The 22667-nt window shown below is 36.4% G+C and carries 22 protein-coding genes; 4 read left to right on the top strand and 18 right to left on the bottom strand.

All coding sequences use genetic code 11. From position 1 onward, the window contains the following. Positions 1-19 precede the first annotated feature (19 nt). The 15 genes from ACVIJU_RS03210 to ACVIJU_RS03140 form a co-directional block, all read right to left on the bottom strand. Complete coding sequence (locus tag ACVIJU_RS03210) at positions 20-1441, bottom strand: O-antigen ligase family protein (RefSeq protein ID WP_456687231.1); 1422 nt, start codon at positions 1439-1441, stop codon at positions 20-22. Continuing rightward, positions 1425-3143 (bottom strand): glycosyltransferase, encoded by a 1719-nt coding sequence (locus ACVIJU_RS03205; RefSeq protein ID WP_456687230.1) that lies wholly within the window; start codon positions 3141-3143, stop codon positions 1425-1427. Before ACVIJU_RS03205 ends, ACVIJU_RS03210 begins: the two co-directional genes overlap by 17 nt. Next, positions 3140-4192 (bottom strand): pseudaminic acid synthase, encoded by a 1053-nt coding sequence (pseI, locus tag ACVIJU_RS03200; protein WP_456687229.1) that lies wholly within the window; start codon positions 4190-4192, stop codon positions 3140-3142. Before pseI ends, ACVIJU_RS03205 begins: the two co-directional genes overlap by 4 nt. Next, on the bottom strand, positions 4189-4746 hold the full coding sequence (gene pseH, locus ACVIJU_RS03195) for a UDP-4-amino-4,6-dideoxy-N-acetyl-beta-L-altrosamine N-acetyltransferase (protein ID WP_063388977.1): 558 nt from the start codon (positions 4744-4746) through the stop codon (positions 4189-4191). Before pseH ends, pseI begins: the two co-directional genes overlap by 4 nt. After that, positions 4743-5837, bottom strand: a complete 1095-nt coding sequence (gene pseG / locus ACVIJU_RS03190) for a UDP-2,4-diacetamido-2,4,6-trideoxy-beta-L-altropyranose hydrolase (protein ID WP_339193557.1) — start codon at positions 5835-5837, stop codon at positions 4743-4745. Before pseG ends, pseH begins: the two co-directional genes overlap by 4 nt. 15 nt (positions 5838-5852) lie before the next feature. Beyond that, positions 5853-6584: a glycosyltransferase family protein gene (locus tag ACVIJU_RS03185; RefSeq protein ID WP_339193558.1), complete on the bottom strand. Its 732-nt coding sequence runs from the start codon at positions 6582-6584 to the stop codon at positions 5853-5855. 12 nt (positions 6585-6596) lie between these two features. Next, entirely contained in the window at positions 6597-7781 is a 1185-nt protein-coding gene (pseC, locus tag ACVIJU_RS03180) for a UDP-4-amino-4,6-dideoxy-N-acetyl-beta-L-altrosamine transaminase (protein ID WP_456687228.1), read from the bottom strand. A 40-nt stretch (positions 7782-7821) separates the two neighbouring features. Continuing rightward, positions 7822-8793, bottom strand: a complete 972-nt coding sequence (gene pseB, locus ACVIJU_RS03175) for a UDP-N-acetylglucosamine 4,6-dehydratase (inverting) (RefSeq protein WP_063388981.1) — start codon at positions 8791-8793, stop codon at positions 7822-7824. A gap of 43 nt (positions 8794-8836) precedes the next feature. After that, positions 8837-9475: a sugar transferase gene (locus ACVIJU_RS03170; RefSeq protein WP_240326809.1), complete on the bottom strand. Its 639-nt coding sequence runs from the start codon at positions 9473-9475 to the stop codon at positions 8837-8839. Between the two features lie 67 nt (positions 9476-9542). Then, positions 9543-10424 carry a UTP--glucose-1-phosphate uridylyltransferase GalU gene (gene galU / locus ACVIJU_RS03165; protein ID WP_327856193.1) on the bottom strand — a complete coding sequence of 294 codons (882 nt, stop codon included), beginning with the start codon at positions 10422-10424 and terminating at the stop codon, positions 9543-9545. Positions 10425-11138: 714 nt separating this feature from the next. Beyond that, positions 11139-11903 carry a tyrosine-protein phosphatase gene (locus ACVIJU_RS03160; RefSeq protein ID WP_063389125.1) on the bottom strand — a complete coding sequence of 255 codons (765 nt, stop codon included), beginning with the start codon at positions 11901-11903 and terminating at the stop codon, positions 11139-11141. Positions 11904-11999: 96 nt separating this feature from the next. Next, complete coding sequence (locus ACVIJU_RS03155) at positions 12000-12698, bottom strand: CpsD/CapB family tyrosine-protein kinase (protein WP_063388984.1); 699 nt, start codon at positions 12696-12698, stop codon at positions 12000-12002. Further along, entirely contained in the window at positions 12688-13434 is a 747-nt protein-coding gene (locus ACVIJU_RS03150; RefSeq protein ID WP_063388985.1) for a YveK family protein, read from the bottom strand. The genes ACVIJU_RS03155 and ACVIJU_RS03150 overlap by 11 nt, the downstream gene beginning before the upstream one ends. A gap of 163 nt (positions 13435-13597) precedes the next feature. Beyond that, positions 13598-13732: a hypothetical protein gene (locus tag ACVIJU_RS03145; RefSeq protein ID WP_268753482.1), complete on the bottom strand. Its 135-nt coding sequence runs from the start codon at positions 13730-13732 to the stop codon at positions 13598-13600. A 374-nt stretch (positions 13733-14106) separates the two neighbouring features. Further along, positions 14107-14250, bottom strand: a complete 144-nt coding sequence (locus tag ACVIJU_RS03140) for a hypothetical protein (protein ID WP_186439282.1) — start codon at positions 14248-14250, stop codon at positions 14107-14109. A gap of 177 nt (positions 14251-14427) precedes the next feature. Between ACVIJU_RS03140 and ACVIJU_RS03135 the strand changes: the two genes are divergently transcribed. After that, positions 14428-16041, top strand: coding sequence for an SWIM zinc finger family protein (locus ACVIJU_RS03135; RefSeq protein ID WP_456687227.1), 1614 nt, complete (start codon positions 14428-14430; stop codon positions 16039-16041). A gap of 48 nt (positions 16042-16089) precedes the next feature. Then, complete coding sequence (locus ACVIJU_RS03130; RefSeq protein ID WP_456687226.1) at positions 16090-18837, top strand: DEAD/DEAH box helicase; 2748 nt, start codon at positions 16090-16092, stop codon at positions 18835-18837. Between the two features lie 833 nt (positions 18838-19670). Here the strand turns inward: ACVIJU_RS03130 and ACVIJU_RS03125 are convergent. Further along, positions 19671-20054 (bottom strand): single-stranded DNA-binding protein, encoded by a 384-nt coding sequence (locus tag ACVIJU_RS03125; RefSeq protein ID WP_339193564.1) that lies wholly within the window; start codon positions 20052-20054, stop codon positions 19671-19673. Positions 20055-20201: 147 nt separating this feature from the next. Beyond that, complete coding sequence (locus ACVIJU_RS03120; protein ID WP_063388990.1) at positions 20202-20597, bottom strand: hypothetical protein; 396 nt, start codon at positions 20595-20597, stop codon at positions 20202-20204. A gap of 259 nt (positions 20598-20856) precedes the next feature. Here ACVIJU_RS03120 and ACVIJU_RS03115 point away from each other — a divergent pair, with 259 nt between their 5' ends. Both ACVIJU_RS03115 and ACVIJU_RS03110 read left to right on the top strand, forming a co-directional pair. Beyond that, complete coding sequence (locus ACVIJU_RS03115; RefSeq protein ID WP_063388991.1) at positions 20857-21258, top strand: helix-turn-helix domain-containing protein; 402 nt, start codon at positions 20857-20859, stop codon at positions 21256-21258. Positions 21259-21331: 73 nt separating this feature from the next. Continuing rightward, entirely contained in the window at positions 21332-21790 is a 459-nt protein-coding gene (locus ACVIJU_RS03110) for a YwpF-like family protein (RefSeq protein ID WP_063388992.1), read from the top strand. Positions 21791-21975: 185 nt separating this feature from the next. Here ACVIJU_RS03110 and ACVIJU_RS03105 read toward each other — a convergent pair whose 3' ends face one another. Next, on the bottom strand, positions 21976-22236 hold the full coding sequence (locus tag ACVIJU_RS03105) for a hypothetical protein (RefSeq protein ID WP_063388993.1): 261 nt from the start codon (positions 22234-22236) through the stop codon (positions 21976-21978). Between the last annotated feature and the right edge of the window lie 431 nt (positions 22237-22667).

Raw genomic sequence — 22667 nt, 5'->3', positions numbered from 1 at the left:
CAATATTAAGCTATAAACTCTATTTTTCAATATTTTCACCTATGTCTCTATTTGGTTTGAATAAATATAAAGATAGCAAAATAGTCCAGACAAAAATATGAATTGATACTTTATAAATTCCTGCATTACTTAATTCAGTTAAAAGCCAACATATAACAGCTATTAAATAAACTTTTTGGACATTTTTTGTTTGAACTTCTGATTCTTTTTTGATATTTTGTATAGATTTATAAATACAAAGTATTATAAAAAACATATATAAAATAAAGATAATTATACCATATTCCGACATGATCCCTAAATAACTATTATGTGAATCTAGTAAAACTGGAAATGATACACCATATTCGTACCTTACAAAATTCCACATTCCAGCCCCGATACCAAAAAATAAGTTATCTTTGACCATTTGTAATGTTGCTTCCCATAATAAAAGCCTAGTGCCTAATGTTGTATTAGTTGAAAGGTCAACATTTTGTAAATAATCTATTGGACTAATAAGAACTAATAATCTTGTAAATTGAGATGTATTTAACAGATATATACTTATAATAACCAAAGAGAGAGAGCCTAATAATAACAAGGACAATTTTTTTCTGTAATTTACATTTAACAATAAAATCATGAGTAGAAATCCAAATAATAATGATAAGAGCGCCATCCTAGTTTGAGTTAATAAAATTATTATTAATCCTATAATTGTGGTAATTAGGTAAAACACATTTAACTTTGTTTTATATATAAGAAAGAAACCGAACGAAATAAGTGTCAACATAACTAAAAAATTAGCGAATATATTCATGCCATAGTACCCACCAACAAATCTCTCTTTACCAATTGATAAGAAAAACGATCCTAGAGATAAAATTAAAATACTGATATTAACATAAGCGCTCAAATTCATAAAATAATATTTATCTATTTTTATGGATACCAAGAGTATATAAATTAGTGATAATCTAACAAATAATAATGTTCCTCTAAACAGTACCCCTAGATATTCTCCTCTATAATTAAAAATGGAAAATGTAAAATTTATTACGTCTAATATTAAAATCATTATTATTAATATCCAGATAATATTCTTCCTAATTTCTCTATTTTTATATTTATAGATCAGAATAATCAGTAATAAATCGAATAGCGAAAAAATTGGAAATGTAGTAAATCCAGCTTCATATTCGTAACCTATTTTTACTTGTGGCATTAAATCATCAAATATTCCTGGTAAACAAAGTAACGAAAGATAATACAAATATATATCGTTTTTATAATTAAATATTATCAATATCATAATTAGAAAAAACAAGGAAAACCCGACAATCCCAGAAAAGTTAATATTAATCACTATTGCATTTGAAATATAAATAGAAAAGACGGAACAGAATATACATATTATTAATATAATTATAGGTAAGTATGGTTTATTTTCTACTTTCATTATTTTCACCATTCTTTAATAAATCTTTAATAAATTCTTTTATTCTTATACTACTTTTACCATCAAACACCCCAATATATTCATAGAGAAATTCCTGAGCTTTTTCTCCTTTTATTTTAAAATTTTCATCTTTCTCGAGTATTGAATTTACTGCTATTTTAAAATCATTAACACTAGCTACATTATATACACAATCAAATTTATCAAATGGAATAATTTTTCTAACAAATGGTAAATCAACTTCTATGACAGGACAACCTAACGAAATTGCTTCAATACAGACTGTTGACTGTGAACTTATAAGGCAAAGAGACGACTTAATTAAAGTTAACACATCTATATTTTTATCAATCAGCATGAAACCCTTTAAATTACGCTCTATAAAAGTACGCAACTCTTCTAAATTAGGTTCAGATGGATGAGGTTTAATGCAAAATTTAACATGTTTATTTAATGTCTTTGACCAATTATATATTAATTTTAAAAAGTACTTAGATTCTTCCATATTCCAGCCAGATAAAGCTATTGTCATATACTCATTTTTTTCCATTTTTCTTATTTTCTCTAACTTTTTAAAAAAAATATCATATCTGGGATTACCAAGTGTAATTATTTTATTCTCAGAAACCCCCCAAGTAGTTAGAATATTTTTAGATAGATTCCCCCAAGCGATAAAATAATCAGCAAAAAGCGGTGAGAATCCAAATTTCCCATTTGTTGCCCCATGTTGCACAACAATAGTCTTAATATTTTCATCCTTCGCTAATATTGTTATTAGCCTTGTTATACGATGACAATCAGTACCCAATAAAATAATAGAGGGTTTAGTTTTTAAAAACATTTCTTTAATTAATAATAAATCAAAGAAATTTGTACTATAGAAACAAAGGATTAATTTTTTGAAAAAGCGGTAAATTATTTTGTACTCAAAATTATTATATTTTTTTATTAAGAACAAATTTTTAACAATAAAGCTAGGACATATGGTGATAAACTTAAACAAAACTCTGAAATTCAAAAAAACAATTAATGGTGTTGCAATGTTTTCAAAAAATTTTTTAATTACCCTATTATCTGTGCACGTAATCTTGACGTTATTAGTTTCAGGATCTTTATTCAATTCATCGAAAAGTAATTTTAGAGTATAATTCGTAGGATCATTATTTACATCTGGATATATTAAAATATCACCAACGTAGCTTTTTTTCTTAAATTGGATGTACTTCATTAAATATAAACTGTTAACTACGTGTTTTATAAATGTATCTAAATGAAATTTTTTAAAGAAATTTTGACTTAACTTAGTCAAGTTAATAAATGAAAAATCATCTTTTGTAAATACTCTTTTTACTTTAACATTTTTGTACTTTTTTTCTCTCAGTATATTTCTTAAAAGATGACCAATTTCCTTAGGGATTTTAATTTTAATAAGACCACTATTGAGGCTATAAATATGGTCAATAAGATACTGACAAACAAATAAATCTTTTATAAAAAAATATACACTTAATTGGCTAACAGGAGCCAAATTAACATTTTTATAAGTTAAAAATTTAGAAGAAATATTTTTATTCCAGTCTAAACTGAATTCATAGGCACTATCTTCAATACTCTCCAAGTCAATTTCTTTAATAAATTCTTGAAAATCAATATAAATACCAGTTTTCGAATCTCTTCCATTTATATAAATTTCTAGAATCATTTAAGATCATTCCAATTAAGAGGCGTACCTGCCTTAATATCTTTATTTGCTTTTCTTCCCAGCAACACTTCATAATATTTTGGTTCTAACCCATAACCTGGTCTAACAACACGAATGTTTTCTTTTGTGAAAATATCACCAGTTTTAATATCCTTTGCAACATAAATCGATCTTCTAAATTTTAGCGACGCCTTTTCTTTCTCCGTTGGTCCATATTTTACTTCCCCTAATGCCTGCCACGCTCTTTCAGTTTCAACTACCAATGTTTTCAATTCATTAGGTTCCATTGAAAAAGCAGAATCCACTCCACCGTCTGCTCTTGATAAGGTAAAGTGCTTTTCAATTACTGTTGCTCCTAACGCAACACTGGCAACTGCAACCCCTACTCCCATCGTGTGATCGGATAAACCAACTTGACAGTCAAATAATTCTCTCATGTGCGGAATGGTTAGTATATTTGTATTTTCAGGAGAAGCTGGATAGGTGCTTGTACATTTTAAAAGAACTAGATCCTTACAACCTGCTTCTCTCGCTGCTCTTACCGTTTCATCTAATTCGGCTACCGTTGCCATTCCTGTTGAAATGATCATTGGTTTCCCTGTTGAAGCGACTTTTTTAATGAGTGGAATATCGGTATTTTCAAATGATGCAATCTTATACATCGGTACATCTAATTCTTCTAAAAAGTCTACTGCTGTTTCATCGAAAGGGGTGCTAAAAGGAATCATCCCTAATTCTCGAGCACGATCAAAAATAGGTTTGTGCCACTCCCAAGGAGTATAGGCTTGTTGGTATAGCTGATATAACGTATGTCCCTTCCATAAACTATCGCTATCTTCAATTTTAAATTCCGGATTTTCCAAATTTAATGTCATTGTATCCGCTGTATATGTTTGAATCTTTAACGCATGTGCTCCAGCCTTGGAAGCTGCCTCAACAATCGCTAAAGCACGTTCTAAGGATTGATTATGATTCCCAGACATTTCTGCGATAATAAATGGTTTATGATTTGGTCCAATCTTTCTTCCTTCAACAATAATTTCGTTCATACTCTCATTCCTTCAATCATATGTTTTATTTTACTTTTTTGTTCTTTCCATTCTTTATTAAATAAAGCCATTAATATCACATCTGCATATTGGTTATTTTTAAGGACGTGTTCTCTCAAAACACCTTCTGTTCTAAAACCTAACCGCTGATGATAACGAATGCTTCTTTCATTGAAGCTGATTATCTCGGCACATAATTTACGGATGTTTAACTCTTCAAATACAAAATTTAAGGCTAAGTATCCCATTAAAGTTCCTGAACCTTTTGGCGCACTTTGATCACCAACATAAAATCCCCAAGAACATTTGCCATTTTCCAAATCTATATTAGTAAAATTCACAACCCCAACTGGAACATTTTCTAAGTAAAAAATCTTTACAATGGTTCGTTTGTCTTTTTTAACTCTGTCAAACCATTTTCTATGTTCTTCTAGCGAAATAACCCGATCATGAAACATTACTGATCGAATATGTTCCTGATTTCGCCAATTTAAAACCATTTCTAAATGTGAGGAGTTCATATCTTCTAGTCTTGTACGTTCTAATAAGTTCATTTTAGTTCCTCCATAATTACCTTAACAACTGGATAAGTATTTACAATTTTGTGATTGACAAGTTTAGAAGCACGTTCAGATAGTAATTGAGCTTTTTTAGGATGCTCGATTAAATCCTTTACAGCCTCAAATATTTGATCAGACGTAACTTCATGACTACATCCAAGATTAATGGTCGCACCAAACTTGCTAACAGAATCCGTTAACTCTATTTGATTATCCGCTACAATAATTGTAATGGATGGAAGCCCTAAATAACATCTCTCCCATGTTGTTGTTCCGCCAGCTCCGATTGCTAAATCTGCTTCATTCATCAATTCTGCCATGTTTGACACTTGACAATGAAAAAAGAAGTTGAGATATCGATCACAATATTCTCGAATTTCATGTTTTCTTCTATTAGATGAACCTACAACAACATTTACTTTTATGTTATTTTCTAATAAAGCCAATGCATTCAGTGTCTTGATCGTTTCATTTGTAGGATCTGTTCCGCCAAAGAAAACAAGGATGTTATGAATTTTCCCATCACGAATGCGTTTCTGACGAGAAGCTTCGATAAATTCTTCCCTTAACAACACATAATTGGGTCCTAATAATTGTTTACATTCAGGAGGAACTAAATTTTTATATCTATCTTGATAATTTAAATACCAGTTTTGATCAAGGAGAAAATCACAAACATGCTTCCGATTTGCCAAATCATCGATCACCATTATTTTTTTTGAAAAAGGCTTTATCTTGCTTTCCCATTTACTATCCAATCCATAATGATCGACAACTAATAAATCTATTGAAAAATTATATTTTTTAAACAAGAATTGAGTTTCATATACATCTTGTTTCCAATTTTTTTCATACCATTGAAAAATGGCAAGATGGTCAGCCTTATTTATTTGAATTTTTGGGAGAACTAAAACGCGAAAACCATTGTCTTTAATAAAATTAATTAAATTGCCTTCAAGATCTCTGCATATAAAAGAAACATTGGCATTAACTTGTTTTTTTAGTTGATTTGCCAATGTTAAACATCTCATCACATGACCAGTTCCAATTGTTAGCGATGAGTCAGTCCTAAATAGTACATTCATTTTTAAAAACACAACCTATAGTTTCTTTTGTTCAATATGTGCATTAATCTGCACCCACTCAGGCTTTGATCGCAAAATTTGAATAACATCTTCAAATGTAAATAATGGCTTAGTCGGATATAACACTTCTAATATGTTTTTAATTAAGTGGAAATCTTCCTCTGTATCTACTGTCCATCTATGTTTACTTTCATCCTTTACATTTGACACACTAAAAAATCTAAATTGATCAGGATGATGATATATATAGGCAGTTACATGCTCACGATACATTAACTCTTTAGCTTCTTCGTGAGCTCTTTTTAACGCTTTATATGACATCACTTCTGTATCCAGTCCTCTTGGATATGTGCGAGTTAATGTGTTTGAAACGTAATCGTATCGATCTTTATTTTCCAAATAATGTGTTACAATCTTATCAATAACATTTGGGTCTATAATTGGGCAGTCTGATGTTAATCGAACAATGACATCTGCATTAAATTGTGTAGCAGCTTCAAAATAACGAGACAGCACATCTTCCTCTGATCCTCGATAATAAGGTATTGAAAGTTGCTGACAAAGTTGAACAATTTGGTCATCACTTTCTTTCGTAGTTGTGGCGATAATGATTTCATCAATACTTTTTGCTCTTTTTACTCGTTCAATTTGATATTCAAGTAATGTTTTGTCTAATACTTTTTTTAATATTTTCCCCGGAAGTCTCGTAGAACCCATACGAGCTTGGATAATAGCAGCAACTTTCATTTTTCCACCTTCTTACTTCTTATAATAGTCTATCGTTCTTTTCACTGCTTTGATTACATCATGAACATCTTTTTCACTCATTGCAGGGAATAGAGGTAATGTAATCATTTCTTCATATAATTTTTCAGCATTCGGACAAATCCCTTTTTTGTAACCCAATTGTTGATAATAAGGTTGTAAATGGACAGGAATATAATGAACATTGACACCAATATTTTGCTGTTGCAGCGCTTCAAAAATTTCGCGCCTTGACGCTGTTAATTTATCTAATTTTAATCGAATAATATATAAATGCCAGCTTGATTGTCCATCTTCATGTTGGAATGGAGTTATAATTTCATCTATATCTTTGAATGCTTCATTATACATTGCAACATATTTTCGACGAAGTTCAACAAACTTATCAACCTTCTTCAACTGACTTGTCCCTAAAGCAGCTTGAATATCCGTCATGCGATAATTATATCCTAAAAACTGCATCTCATAATACCAAGGACCATGAAATTCGTTTAGTTTATCTTTCTCACGTGTAATCCCGTGTGAGCGGAATTGCAGTAATTTATCATAGTATTCTCTATTGTTTGTCGTAATAATTCCGCCTTCACCTGTAGTAATATGTTTTACTGGATGAAAGCTAAACATCGTCATATCACTAATGGAACCAACCTTTTTCCCTTTATATACAGCCCCTAAGGCATGTGCAGCATCCTCAATCACTACAAGGTTATGTTTTTTCGCAATTTCTAATATTACATCCAATTCAGCAGGTTGACCTGTAAAATCAACCGGAATAATTGCTTTCGTTTTATCAGAAATCTTTTCCTCAATTTTATTAGGGTCTATATTATATGTTTTTTCATCGATATCAGAAAAAATAGGTGTCCCGCCTTGATAAATCACACAGTTCGCACTAGCAGCAAAAGTCATTGGTGTCGTAATGACTTCATCTCCATTGCCTATTCCGGCTGCAAAGCAAGCTCCATGTAATGCTGCCGTTCCATTCGAAAAAGCAACAGCATATTTGGCTCCAACATATTCTGCAACAGCTTGTTCAAACTTTGCAAGATATGGACCCGTTGTTAAATAGCTTCCTTTCAGTACTTCTATAACAGCTTCAATATCATCTTCATCAATCCATTGCCTTCCATATGGTAAATACGATTGTCTGACAGGTTCAAAAATTTTATCTTTCTCCATATATCTCACTCCTAAACTAGAAAAAAGTAGAAGAAACGTTTTACATTTCTTCTACCAATACTCGCAACTCTTCCACAGTTAACCATTCAGAATTTGTATCACTTGTATATTTGAACCCATCTGGAAGAGGAGTTCCACCTTTCAAAGCTTCTTCTGACCACCAAGGGAATTCAGGCTGGATCACATAATATGTATCAAACTCTAAAGTGCGGCGGGCATCGTCTTCTGAAATCATCGCTTCATGAAGTTTTTCACCTGGGCGAATACCAACAATTTCGATTTCACATTCTGGAGCAATTGCTTCCGCTAAGTCTACTACTCTCATGCTTGGAATTTTCGGTACAAAAATTTCTCCGCCACGCATACGCTGTAAATTATCTATGACAAATTGAACACCTTGATCAAGTGTAATCCAAAAACGAGTCATTCTTTCATCTGTAATAGGCAATTTACCAGTATGTCGAATTTTCTTAAAGAATGGAACAACACTGCCGCGGCTCCCAACAACATTTCCATAACGAACCACTGAAAATCTCGTATCTTTTTCACCTACGTAAGAGTTTGCAGCTACAAAAAGTTTGTCAGACGCAAGCTTCGTCGCACCATATAAGTTTACAGGGCTGCAAGCTTTATCTGTGCTTAATGCAATAACTCTTTGAACCCCTCGGTCAATCGCTGCCTCTACAATGTTTTGAGCACCATGTATATTGGTTTTGATCGCCTCAAATGGATTGTATTCACATGCACCAACGTGCTTAAGAGCTGCTGCATGAATAACAACATCAACACCATCAAACGCACGGTATAAACGATCTTTATCCCGTACATCACCAATAAAAAAGCGAATACGAGGATCCGTATATTCCTGCGCCATTTCATATTGTTTTAATTCATCTCTACTAAACACAATCACTTTTTTTATATCATATTTTAAAATTTTGTTAACAAATTTTTTGCCAAATGATCCTGTTCCACCTGTAACAAGAATAGTTTTACCATTTAAATTATACATTGCTTAAACCTCTCTCTTTTTAAATTAATTTTAATTGTGCATATTAATAAGCGTTTTTTGAAGTAAACATAACTATTATTGTTTTAAATATAAGTTTAATATCTAAAAAGATAGATCTCTCATTTATATATTTAATATCCAACTCCACCATTTCCTCAAACCCTACATTACTTCTTCCACTCACCTGCCAAAGGCCTGTGCATCCAGGAGTCACAAGCAGTCTTTGCATATCATACTTTGTATATTGTTCTACTTCTCTAGGCAGTGGAGGACGGGGGCCAACTAAACTCATATCTCCTTTAATAACGTTCCAAAGCTGCGGAAGTTCATCAATACTTGTTTTTCGGATGAATTTCCCTATTTTCGTAGTTCTTGGATCCTCTTTTATTTTAAACATCGCACCGGATACTTCGTTATATTTTAATAAATCATTTAGTCGTTCTTCCGCATCTACAACCATCGATCGGAATTTATACATATAAAAATTTTTGCCGTCTTTGCCGACGCGTATTTGCTTGAAGAACACAGGGCCTTTTGGATCTTCAAGTTTGATACAAATAGCTACAATGATAAAAACAGGTAATAACAGTATAATTCCAAGAAACGCTCCTAATAAATCCATAATTCGTTTCGCAAGCAAATATCCTCTTTTATGATTAACCGCTGTTTTGTCAATTAACAATAGCTGCTGATTTGTATCCTCTTGATTAGATGCTTTCACAAAGGCCAAATCGACTCACCCTTTTTCTCTATTTTGTTATCCTTTCCTCTTTTATCAACTCTTCCATAAACTGAATCAGCTCTTGCTTTAGTTCTTCGTTTTTCATCGCAAACTCGATCGTCGTCTTAATAAATCCGATCTTTTCTCCGACATCATACCGTTTTCCTTCGAAGTTGTAGGCGAAGACACGTTGGATTTCATTTAGTTTTTGGATGGCATCAGTCAACTGAATTTCGCCGCCGGCTCCGATTTTTTGTTCTTCTAAAAATTGAAAAATTTCAGGTGTTAGTATGTACCGACCCATGATGGCGAGATTGGATGGCGCTGTTCCTTTTGCCGGTTTTTCGACGAAGTTTTTGACTTCGTATCGGCGGCCCGTTTGTTCGAGCGGCTCGATGATGCCGTAGCGGTGTGTTTCTTCTTCAGGAACAGGCTGTACGCCGATGATCGATGCTCCCGTTTTTCCATATTCGTCCATCAGCTGTTTTAAGCAAGGCTTGTCCGCCTGCACGATGTCATCTCCAAGAAGCACCGCAAACGGTTCGTCGCCGATGAATTTTCGGGCGCACCAGACAGCATGTCCAAGCCCTTTTGGTTCTTTTTGCCGTATGTAATGAATATCTACTTTGGAAGATTGGCGCACTTTTTCCAAGAGATCAAATTTTTCTTTTTCCACTAAATTGTGTTCGAGTTCAAAGTTGTTGTCAAAATGGTCTTCGATCGCTCTTTTTCCTTTTCCGGTGACGATGATGATGTCCTCAATTCCGGATTCGATCGCTTCCTCTACTATGTATTGAATCGTCGGTTTATCAACGATCGGCAGCATTTCTTTCGGCATCGCTTTCGTTGCAGGCAAAAATCTTGTTCCGAGCCCCGCAGCTGGTATGATGGCTTTCCTCACTTTTTTCAATATACTCACTCACTTCCCTTTGTACTTTTTGTTTATACGGACCTACGTATAATCTATTCATCAATAGAGCATACGTAGATTCATATCGGTTTTGAAAACAATAACCACTTTTTGTTTCTAGTGGTTTTCCAGTTTTGTTTTTTAGTTTTAGCATTTTTTGTTTAAATACTCTTTATTTAGTTCTCTCTGTTTTAGGTAAATTATTTACTGACAATTTGCAGACTGTTTAATAAACAAAGCTTAATATGTTTGATGCAAATTTCAATTAAGATTTTTTATATAAGTCAATGTTTTCCTGTTAATTTTATCAATACTTTCTTGTGTTTGTTCAATATTGCTTTTTTACTCAATCCAATCATTCATAAAATAGTATAATTTTCCTTTCCATGCAGAGTAAAGAATGCTTTACAGCTGCCTACAATTTTGGGCGTTCACCAGTGAATTCTTTCAATATATCGTGTTAATAAACCGGTGAAGCACGTGAAAAAGATACAGGTCTATAGGCATATCTTTCAATATACCGTGTTAATAAACCGGGCATCTAACCCGCCCTCACACCGCACCATCGACGACTAGCGTCTAAGGTGTCCTTTTGGAAGCACCCACAGCGCGGCCGAGTGCCTCTATTGATAAAGGTAAAGAGACATCACCTTTAAAAAATTCTAAAAAACAATATATAGAAAAGGCGCTAATAGCCATTCAATATATTGTAATTTAGAAAATTCCAAAAAACTTCTTTTTTTTGATGCGCTCGGGCGGTTCTTTGTAAATCGCTTCGTTTCGAATGACGCAGTCGGCGTTTTCTTTGAAATATTCGACCGCATCTATGCCAAATTGTTCTTCCACTTCTGCAAAAGCTTCCTGCATGTGAAAGCTCCTATACTTCAAATCGTGCGCATCTGAAGCAATAAAATGAACAAGATTGGAATTTAGCAACTCGAAAGAAAATTTTTTAATTTTGCTGCCAAACGTTCCCGTAATGCTTGCTGCTGTCAGCTGGGCTGCCGCTCCCTGCTTTACAAGCTTGTACAAAAGGTCGGGATTTTGAGCAATTTCGCTGTTTCTCTCTGGATGGGCAATGATCGGATTCAGCCCGGCCATCATCATATCAAATATCAACCGTTCCGCATATCTTGGCACATGGTTTGAAGGAAACTCAATTAAAATATAGTTTGACTGATTTAAACCGCCGCAGTTCCCAGCCGAAAAGTCTTCAAGCAGTTCCCCGTACAGCCGGATCTCTTGGCCGGGAACAACTGTAAGCGGAATTCCTTCCTGTTTCAATGTTTCATTCAATTTTTCTGTCTTTTCTATAACGAAACTCCATTCATTGTCAAACTTCCCGTTTTTATGGTGCGGTGTAGCGGTAATGACCGAAATCCCTTGACGGACAGCCGCTCGCGCCATTTCGATACTTTCAGTCAAATGCTTCGCTCCATCGTCCACTTCCGGCAATATATGACAGTGCAGATCAATCATCATACGACACCATCCTTCAAATCACGGAAAAAAATCAGATATTTCTCATTTTAAACAAGTAGACTGTTTTTTTCAAAGGAAAATAGGAGAAAATACCTAATTTTTCCCGCCGTAATAATAGTAATAATGGCTGTCTTTCTGCGGCTTGCCGTTTAATACAACTCCTAGCAGCTTGCTTTGCGCCGCTATCAATGATTCCTTTCCTTTTAACGCTGCTTCTCTCTCCGTTTTTCCGCTTGCCACCACCATGATCGACGCATCGACTTGATTAGCCAAAATTTGCGCATCCGCTACCGCTAAAAGAGGCGGAGAGTCGATAATTACAATGTCGTATTGATCATAAGCTTCTTTGAGCAGCTCCACCATGCTTCTCGATGACAAAAGCTCGGCTGGATTCGGAGGAATCGGTCCGCTCGTTAAAACGTCCAAATGATCAACTTCACTTACCGATACAGCTTCCTGTAAAGTCGCATTTCTTAACAGCACGCTCGTCAATCCGTGAATGTTTTGCAGCCTGAATGTATAATGAACTGTCGGTTTGCGCAAATCGGCGTCAATTAACAGCACCTGCTTCCCTTGCTGGGCAAATACAACAGCCAAGTTTGCCGCCGTTGTCGACTTCCCTTCTCCAGGGCCAGTTGATGTAATCATGATCGAACGAATTTCATGGTCAACAGATGAAAATTGAATGTTTGTCCGAATCGTCCGGTACTGTTCAGAGATCGGCGACTTCGGGTTTAGCGCTGTGATCAATGTGCGCTGTTTTTGCTTCATTCCTTTCGCTCTAGGCGCCATACGTCTCTCCCCTTACTCTCGATTTTTTGACAGCTTGATTCACAGCCGAGCTGTTCATTTCATTGTCCATTTCAGAAATTGCCCCAAGCACTGGAAGCTCCAAAAGCTTCTCAATATCCTGCTCCGTCTTCACTGTATTGTCAAGATATTCAAGCAAAAACGCAAGCCCGACGCCGGCCATCAATCCGACAACGAACGCGATTGCCATATTTAAGACAGGCTTCGGCTTGACAGGGGAAGCATTTTCTTTCACTTCCGCTTTCGACAAAATGTTGACGTTGTCAACGTTCATAATGTTTTTAATTTCCTTTTGAAAAACGCCTGCAACCGTGTTGGCAATATTTGCTGCGTGCTGCGGGTCAGGATCTTGAACGGAAATGTTGACGACCTGCGAGTCCTTTTCGCTTCCGACCGTAATTTTTTCATTCAATTCGTCGACCGTCTCGTTTAAACCCAGCTCTTCAATCACCAGCTCTAAAATTCTTGGGCTTTTAATAATGACATTGTATGTATTAATGAGCTGCAAATTCGTTTGAATTTCGTTGTATTGAAAAGCGGCTTGGTCATCCTTCGTTTGGTTGACTAAAATTTGGGTGGAAGCTTGATAAATCGGAGTAATAAAAAAATAGCTGACAATGCCGCTTGACGCTGTTGCAATCGCCGTAATGAGAATAATTAAGCTGATCCGTTTTTTCAATGTATCCAATATCTCTTTTAAACTAATTGTTTCTTCCATGTTTACCTCCGTTGCAAAATATGTCATTACCTATCAATTTATTATAATATTAAATTCTTCCAACATCTAGTTGACTCGACATTTTTTATAGAGAATTTTGTCCTTTTTCAGAAAAAAGCGTAAGGAGGTGAATCGCTTCAATTCACCTCCTTACACTTTCTTCCTACATCGTATTTAGCAAAATTGCGGCAGCCGCCCCAATGGCAACAGCAAAAACCGGAAAAGCGATATAAAGGCACATTTTTTTGATTTTTCTTCTTGCTTCGATTTCTTCCGGTGTCAACCATTGACCTTTCAACCCTTCACCCTCCCCTTCCCCTGACGCGCTTCTCCTAGCAAATACCAAGAAAGCGTCATTAAAAACTTCAAAAATCCTTACAAAAATAATATGAAGTAAGAACTACAATACCCATATCGGTCAGCCGCCTTATGATGTTTACAGGAAAAAAGGCTTATTTTTAGTTCGGTGGAGATAGAACAATCAAACGTTCCCTAGCTTTTAAAACATGCAGAATGAAAGGAGATGTCAGATAAGTCACTTAAAATAAATCAAGTAGAGAAAACAAACCGTTTTTCTCTACTTGATTTCGTATATTTCTATTTTTGCTTGAAAGTATCTGGCGGATGCCTGCTACTTTCAGTATGATGTGGGATAATCCCACAATCCCACAGCTATGATACATACACCTTTTTAATCTCGTGTTCAAGCTGTTTTAATAACTCTTTCGTTGTGACATGTTCGTTTGTTTCACCTTGCTTATACGCATTAAGGAGAATTTTCAGAAATTCGTCCTGGATCTTCTTTGTCTCTTTCATTCTGAAAAATTTCCTTTCTTCAAATTTTTACAAAATTAAACAGCAAGATATGACAATTATACAAACATCAAATCAAAGTTGCAATAGTTTAATAGACAAGAATCGTGTTCGATTTCGCATTTTGCGCTATAATCGTAAGGAACGTGTTGCTATAAACGACAAAGGAGCGGACTTCTCATGCCTTCCCATATATTCGATAAACAATTAGTGCTTCATTGTTCGGAACAAGTAATGAACATGCTTTCCTCTGAAACAGAGGAACACCGTGAATGGATGAAAAAAGGGTTTCTTTTATATAGACAAGGAAACGTGTTTAATGTCAAGCAAGAAGGAATATTTATTACGGCGGCAGTTGAGGACGTAAAGCGCGCTCATGTCAAGCTTGATTTGGAATATTTTCAGCTGTCAAGCTGCTCCTGTTCTAATGAGTTTCCATGCCGTCATCTCATTGCTGTTTTTTTATATATTTATGCATTAACAGACGATCTCGGTGACTTTTTTAACAAGTGGAAAGAAAAACCGAATAAAAAGCTGGCCGTGTTGAAGGAGGAAGGCTTGATTCAAAAAGGAATGAAGCCGAGTGAACAACCGGCCGAAGACTGGTCGGAGCTTTTTAAAGCCGAATTGGACAATGTTGAAACACTCTTCGGTACACAAAGAATTTACGCGATTTGGTATAAAGTGTATCCTCTTCTGAAAAAGAAGGAGCCTAAAAACCGAGAATTAAAACCTCTCTACCATATCATGCTGGCAAGTAGTCTGCTTGTTGAAATTTGCCGCTTTTGCCATCAAAACGAAACAAATACAAATTCGCCAGCTCTTTTCCAATACGCTGCTCAAGTGATAGAAGAATTGCAGCTTGCGATTATTGAACATGTAAAGCAAATCAAAACAACGCCTTTACCTTTTTCCGCTGATCCTATTTTACATAACATGACGGATCACATCCGCGAGCTTTTGTTTTGCGGCAAAGCTTTTCTTTACGAGCGAGTCGTTATTTACCGGATCATCTGGGAGCATTTGCTGAACCGAAAAAAGTGGATAGAAGAAGAGCGGACGATGCTTGAACATCGAAAAGATGATGAAATGAAAAAAGGCGGTTTGTTCATTCTTGAATGCGAACTCGCTATTTTCCATTTTGATTTTTTAGACAAAAACGACGACCATATCATCCATTACTTGCATGAAACTGATCTTCCTCTTTTGCCGTTTTTGTTTGATTGGATTATATCGATGAACAAACGAAAAGAATTTAAACGGTTCCGAAAATGGGTCCCGGTGATTCTTGATCAAGCCAATTTGTATATTCAAGTGGAAGATTTTTACGATCGACAAGAAACAATATATTATTTATTAAATGAGTTTGAACATTATCGCGCTCAAACTGGGGATGACGAGACGTTCGAACACGCTTGCCGAAAGCTTCTTCCGTACAGCTATGCAGTTTATCATGAATATTTAATAGAAAAAAGCCTGTTTCATACATGGGCGGAGCTTCAGCTTTCGATCGGTTTCTCTCTAGATGATGTAGAGAGCCGGCTTCTTACTGTCATTGAAAAAAAAGCACCCGGTGTGCTGCTTCCCCTCTTGCATCAAGAAATTGCCGGCAAAATCGCCTCCAAAAACCGATCGAGCTACAAAGACGCTGTGAAATATTTAAAAAGGCTGAAACGCGTTTATAAAAAAACGGGCGATATGGACACTTGGGAACACTATTTTCAGCATATTACGAGCGAGTATAAACGCCTTCGCGCTTTTCAAGAAGAGCTCGTAAAAGGAAAATTGATGTAATACACAGCTTAAAGATCAAAAGTATTCAACAGAAAAGGAAGTGGGGACATGTTCACCACAACTAGTCTTGTGATTTGCGCTGAGAAAATCGGAGATCATCAATACAGCATTTGGTGTACAGATGAAGTTGGCACCTTTCTTTCGCTTAAGGAATGGCCGCAATATGCATTTATTTGGCATACTTCTTCCTTTTACGGCACCGATTTGCGTGTATCAGACAATTGTATTCTGCTTTCGCCGTGGCAGGCGGTCGAATTTTTTGCCAAAAGACCTGTCAACTCTTTGCTCAATATTTCCTTTTCCAGCGATCTTGCCTATACATTGCAAACAGCTGAACTGATTTTTCAGCATGTTCAAACCGGTAACTTCATGCCTGACTATTCATCTTGGCAAAAAGGAAAGCTGGGCTGGAAGCCGAAGGATAAAACGGTTAAGGAAATTGATCTTCCATGGTTTTCCGCTGCCGTTTCTGACCTTTTGGAAAGAAGCGCAGGAGCGAAACGTGCTTGGGATCAGCTTGTCGAAACATATCCTTTGCTCACATCATTTGAAGGGCATTTTCTTGACGAACAGGACTGGCTTGAGAAAATAGGCTGGCGATTAAACGATCGGCCGTTTCAAATCGGCGTCCGTTTAAATGAACCTGAACAGGATGGCGGCATTTGGAAGCTGGAAATGTTTTTGCGTGATCAAACAGAGAAAGATTCTTTGCTTCTATACAAAGGGAAAAGCTCGCTGCCGGCTAAATGGCGGAAATATACGGACACAATTGAGCGTGAACAGCAGCGCCTTACTGCAATCGTCCCATGGCTTGCATTTGAAAATGGAGAAGCTCTATTAAGCGAACAGGAGGCGTGGCGTTTTTTATTTGAGGCAAGCGAAACATTCATCAAATCAGGCGTCGAGATTCTTTTGCCATCCTGGTGGCAGGCGGTGAAGCAATCGAGCCTGGCATTGAAAGCGCATGTGAATACCGTCCCGAAAGGAAGATCGTTTGTCGGGATGAATTCCCTCATCGACTTTAATTGGCGGATCGCAACAAACGGCGTGGAGCTGACCGAAGAAGAATTTGAACAGCTGGTTGAGCAAAAACGGCGGCTCGTCAACATACGGGGAAAATGGGTCATGCTTGATCCGTCAATGATCGAGCAGATGAAAAAAATGCTGAAGCGTGCAGAAAAAGAGGGCCTCCACATTTTTGATATTTTAGAGCAGGAATTTGGGCGAAATCGCGAAGAGGGGGACGAGCTAGAGCGCCCATTTGCTGGGATCGAAATCAAATTAAACAGCACATTAAAAAAAATGGTGAAGCAGCTGGGGGAGCTTTCGGAAATCCCTTCCGTAAGCATGCCGAAGCATTTCGCCGGCACCCTCAGACCTTATCAAAAACAAGGCGTGGATTGGCTGTTATTTTTACGCCGTTTCGGTTTTGGCGCATGTTTGGCAGACGATATGGGGCTCGGGAAAACAGTGCAGATGATTGCTTATTTTCAATATGTAAAGGAACGGGAGAAGCCGGAAACGCCCGCACTGATCATCGTGCCGACGTCCGTGCTCGGCAATTGGCAAAAGGAAATAGAAAAATTCGCTCCTCAATTAAACGTTTATTTACATTACGGCCAAAACCGGAAAAAAGGCGAAGCATTTCAAAAAAAGGTTTTGGGCTCCGATATTGTTTTGACGTCATACGGCTTAAGCCACGTTGATTTTGACGAACTTTCTTCTGTTCATTGGTCCAGCCTCTGCATCGATGAAGCGCAAAATATTAAAAACGCCCATACGAAACAATCGCGATCTATCCGGAAATTGAACAGCCATCAGCGCATTGCGCTGACAGGAACGCCGATAGAAAACCGTTTGACGGAGCTTTGGGCCATTTTTGATTTTATCAATAAAGGTCTTTTAGGAAGCCTTCACCAATTTCAGAAGCAATATGTGCTTCCGATCGAAAAAGGGGAAAAACCGGACAAAATTCAAAAACTGCGCAGCATCATCAGGCCGTTTCTGCTTCGAAGAACAAAACGCGATGAGCATGTCGCATTGAATTTACCGGAAAAACAAGAACAAAAGGAGTACGTGCCGCTCACCGTCGAGCAGGCATCATTATATGAACAGCTTGTCAAAGACACACTTGAGGAAGTAATGAAAGCGGACGGCTTCGAACGGAAAGCACTCATTTTAAAAATGCTGGGCAAGCTGAAACAAATTTGCAATCACCCCGCTCTTTATTTGAAGGAAGAGGCTGTTTCTACTCTTCAAGGCCGATCTCATAAAATCGATAAGCTGCTTGAATTAGTTGAAGCTATTTTGAATCAAGACGAAAGCTGTTTAATTTTTACCCAGTACATTCAAATGGGGAAAATGCTGAAAAACTTGCTTGAAAAAACATTTAAAATAGACGTTTTATTTTTGCACGGAGGCTTATCCAAAACAGAAAGGGACAAACTTGTCGAGACGTTTCAAAATGGAGGCAGCCGCTTGTTTATTTTGTCGCTGAAAGCCGGAGGCACAGGATTAAATTTGACAGCCGCCAACCACGTCATCCATTTTGACCGTTGGTGGAACCCGGCCGTTGAAAACCAGGCAACCGACCGCGCCTACCGCATCGGCCAAAAGCGGTTTGTCCACGTGCATAAACTGATTACTACCGGCACAATTGAAGAGAAAATCGACGACATGATCGAGAAAAAACAAGCATTAAACGAAGAGCTGATCCAAAGCGACAACTGGATCACCGAACTTTCCACAGAAGAATTGAAGGACTTAATTGCACTCAGAAATGAAGAAAGACGATAAAGCGTGTCTGCATCGATCGAAAACGACTGAGGAATAAAAAAAGAGATAAAGCGTTAAGGTTTTTTTTAATGTAAAGCTTTTTAAAAAGTGACCGTGTCTACTTTAGCGACTTCTTTTATCAAAGTTTGAAAGCAAAGGGATTATTCCATTCTTAAGCTGTTAAAAAAGGAGGGAATCTTCTTGGCAAAAAAAGATTCTAAAACGGAAGCACATGCCCCGGAATGGGAAAAACTTTATGAAGAATTAATAAAAGCTGCAAATAAATAAGAACTCTTTTAACCACTCTTTTTGGGAGTGAGCAGCGGAGTCTATACACCACAAAAAAAGATCTTGGAGTCTTATCAATTTTAATGAGGCTGAGCTGAGGAAAAGACCGGAAGCTGGAAGCAGTCTCGACGAAACAGCATAAATACATTAAAAGGAAGCCAAGAATGGAGCGGTTGAAGCTTTTATAAAATGAAGCATCATTTTCATCTCTAAAAAATTTGAACAAAATGTATCAAAACGTCATTTCTAAAAAACGGCTGTTGCCTTTCATTAGCTGATAATTCCTTTCCTCTCAACAAAACAGCCAGCCTCAAAAAAACGGCTGGCCAAAGGTTGAGGGAGCTTTTAGGGGATGCCTTGTGATTTTTTCTTTTCACTGGAAGGAAAAAAGCGGACGACTTAGCTAACGGAAGTCCATTTTCGATTTGAGTCAAAAGGTGGACTTTTCTTCTCATAAGATTGATTTTCGTTTCTTCTGCGGAATCAAAAGCAAACTTACTTTACATCAAACATGCCTTATTTTGCTGAAGACGAAAAGGATTGTTTTTCCTCTAAAGTCAGACTTACTATGCCTCAGACTGTTCAGGTGCGGATTCCGGATCGAAAAGCTCTCTTGCCCGCATTCTTTGCGGCGGAGTGCCCATAAATCGAACGGAATCCGCAACAACTTCTGCTACGTACACTTTTTTGCCCTCGCTGTTTTCATAGTTGCGCGTTTGAATTCTTCCGATTACGCCAACGATCGATCCTTTCCGGCAGTAATTTGCAGTATTTTCAGCTGTTCGTCTCCAAAGTGTACAATGAACAAAATCTGTGTCGATTTCCCCTGCCGCATTGCGAAAGTTGCGGCTCACAGCCAGCGTAATATTGGCAACAGGAGCCCCTTCACTTGTATAGCGGATTTCAGGATCTTTCGTTAATCGACCGACGAGCGTCACATGGTTGATCACATCATCCCTCCCTTCTCGTAATGTGCACCCTTATTGTAGCTGAAGTTAAAAAAATAGAAAAATGTCTATTTTTAGATTTTTCCGCCTTTAACGACGTTGATTTTCTCATTTTCCTATAGCTATTTTTCGAAAATAAACAACGATTTATTAATTTTCGGGATTTTTCATATTTTTTGTCGCAATGAAGGAAAAATGATTCGACCCATAGATGTGTATGTTCTGCAAGAGCCTTGAGAAGATTGGAGAAGATTTCATTTGCTCATCGATGATTTCTTCTTTATAGCGAAGAGTTGTGTGGTCGTATGTAAACAATTGAACATAAAACTGCTTTTCTTGCATCCCAAACATTACCCGCAATATTGACAATTTATCCTCCATTTGAAAATATACATCAATTACCGCATCGCTCGGGATTTGAAAATAATGATAGCTAAGCTCATTTTCGGAAAAATCGCCAATCCTCAACATCATGAATTCCTTATTTCTAGTTCTATTTTCATGACCGCGGATAATATGAATTTTTTTGAGTTTATATTTCGTCATCAAATCCCCCCTTAGGCCTTTTTAAAAAAGTATAATCGTTAATGTAAAAATTATCTATATTTACGAAATATTTGTAATATATGTATTTTAGTTCATTTTTCCTATAAATTGTCGAAAATTCTCCTTATCTCTTGTTTTTTCTTCATTTTTTAATTTTGTTCTAATACTGAACGTTTATTTTATTGATCTTATTACGATCTGACGATGACTTCTTTTTCCTTTACCATATTTTTAATGGTATGGAAAAGTTGGTGGAATCGTGGACGCACAACAAAAATTTCAAATGAATATGAAATTTTTCCGAAAAGAAAAAGGATGGACTCAGAAACAGCTGGCCGAAAAATTGAATATGACAAGATCAGTAATCAGCAAATTGGAAACTGGAGTGCAGCAGCCTAGTCTGGAGCAGCTTGTTTCGATTAGTGAAGCACTCGAAATCAGCATTGATCATCTAGTTGGTCAAGGCGGTACCCCGAGCATGTTGGCAGAAGTGCTTGAACCGTATCGGTCAGAAAAACATTTGGAGGAAGTAATTGACTTTTTAATAAAACATCCCAATTTATACGATGCGATTAAAAAATTAGCGAAAACAAATCATAATCAACAGCAATTATCCCAGTATGTTGCTACGATGATTCATGAACTGTTGAAAATAGAGTAAAGGCTGACTTTTGTCAAGCCTTTTTTATTTTATGTTATAATAAAGCATAAACTCTAGTTGGGGGCCTTGAACCATGAAAACCTTTAAGCTTGTCGAATTGAAAGTTGAGAGGAAAGATCAGGAAAACCGCATCGAAAATTTACCTCTTGCTGATGGGCTGATCATTAATAAAGAGGACGGCGAAAATTCGTGGTTAATTGAGGCGCTTCTTTCTAAACAGTTTCGTCCTTATTTTGAACACCATTTGCAAAATAATGATGAACTCAAGCTTTTAGCCACGATTACTAAAAAAAATAATAGACCCGCTCATATCATTGCAAAAATTCGTTCGATCACTATGTTAAAGGATCATATTTCTGTCCTTTTTGACGGCAGAATCTATAATAACCGAACTTCCAAGCAGGAAGCAGAAATGGTCCTCAGAGAACTAATTTCAAAAGGTCTATCCGGACAAGAGCTGCTGGAGGCATTTAGTAAAACAATCCATAAAATCCATGATCCAAAAACTAAATGCCGATTTAAAAAAAATTGAATAGTCCTCCATGAAAAAGGATAGTCTTGCGTATTTTAATGTGAAAGCCAACAAAAATCCTGGCCAGATTTGCCTAGATGAAACCGCAGATGCTCCACATCTAATCAATTTTAACTTAAATCAGTTATGAGACACCTCATTTAACTCCTAAAAATAAAATAGAAGGCACGAACGGCCTTCTTTAATTATTGATTTTCTTGTTCTACGTTGTTTTCGTCGTTATTATCGTTAGTAGTATCATCTTGATTGTTATCGGCGCCTTCTTCATCATCTGGTGGCAATTCTTCATCTAATGTATTTCCGTTATTGTCTTCATCTGTTGGACCTAGATTTTCTTCTGTATCGTCATTATTATCCGGAGGGACCTCATTATTTGTATTGCACCCTGTCACCACCATCAACGCCATAAGCATGCTAATCAACATGAACATCCATTTCTTTTTCATATGATTGCTCCTTTCTTATTGTTCATACGTTCTTAACATGCCCAAGTATTTTTAACACATTCAACAAATTTTTCTAAAACACAGATTAAATTTTTTAACCTTCAGTATATGATGACATAGATTGAAGAAAGGATAAGAAGGAATATTCGTAAAAGAACGATTTCGAAAATAAACTTTTGCAATCCAACATTTTCATATCCAAATGTAAAAAAGAAGAGAAAACACCTCAGAAGGGTCATAATCGGGGAAAAACAAACGAAAGCAATATTTTCAACATCAGAAGAAATAAAAAATGAAGATATAGAGATGAATACACCGTACTGGAGAACATCGAAAATTTTGGGAGAGAATACAGAAAGAAGATCTTTTAAGATCAAGTACATTCAAAACGAGGTCAATACAACAGCCTCCTTGAAAACTTTTGAAAAAAA

The organism is Aeribacillus sp. SP014 (genome assembly GCF_054055575.1).
This window is presented reverse-complemented; position numbering and strand designations above follow the sequence as displayed.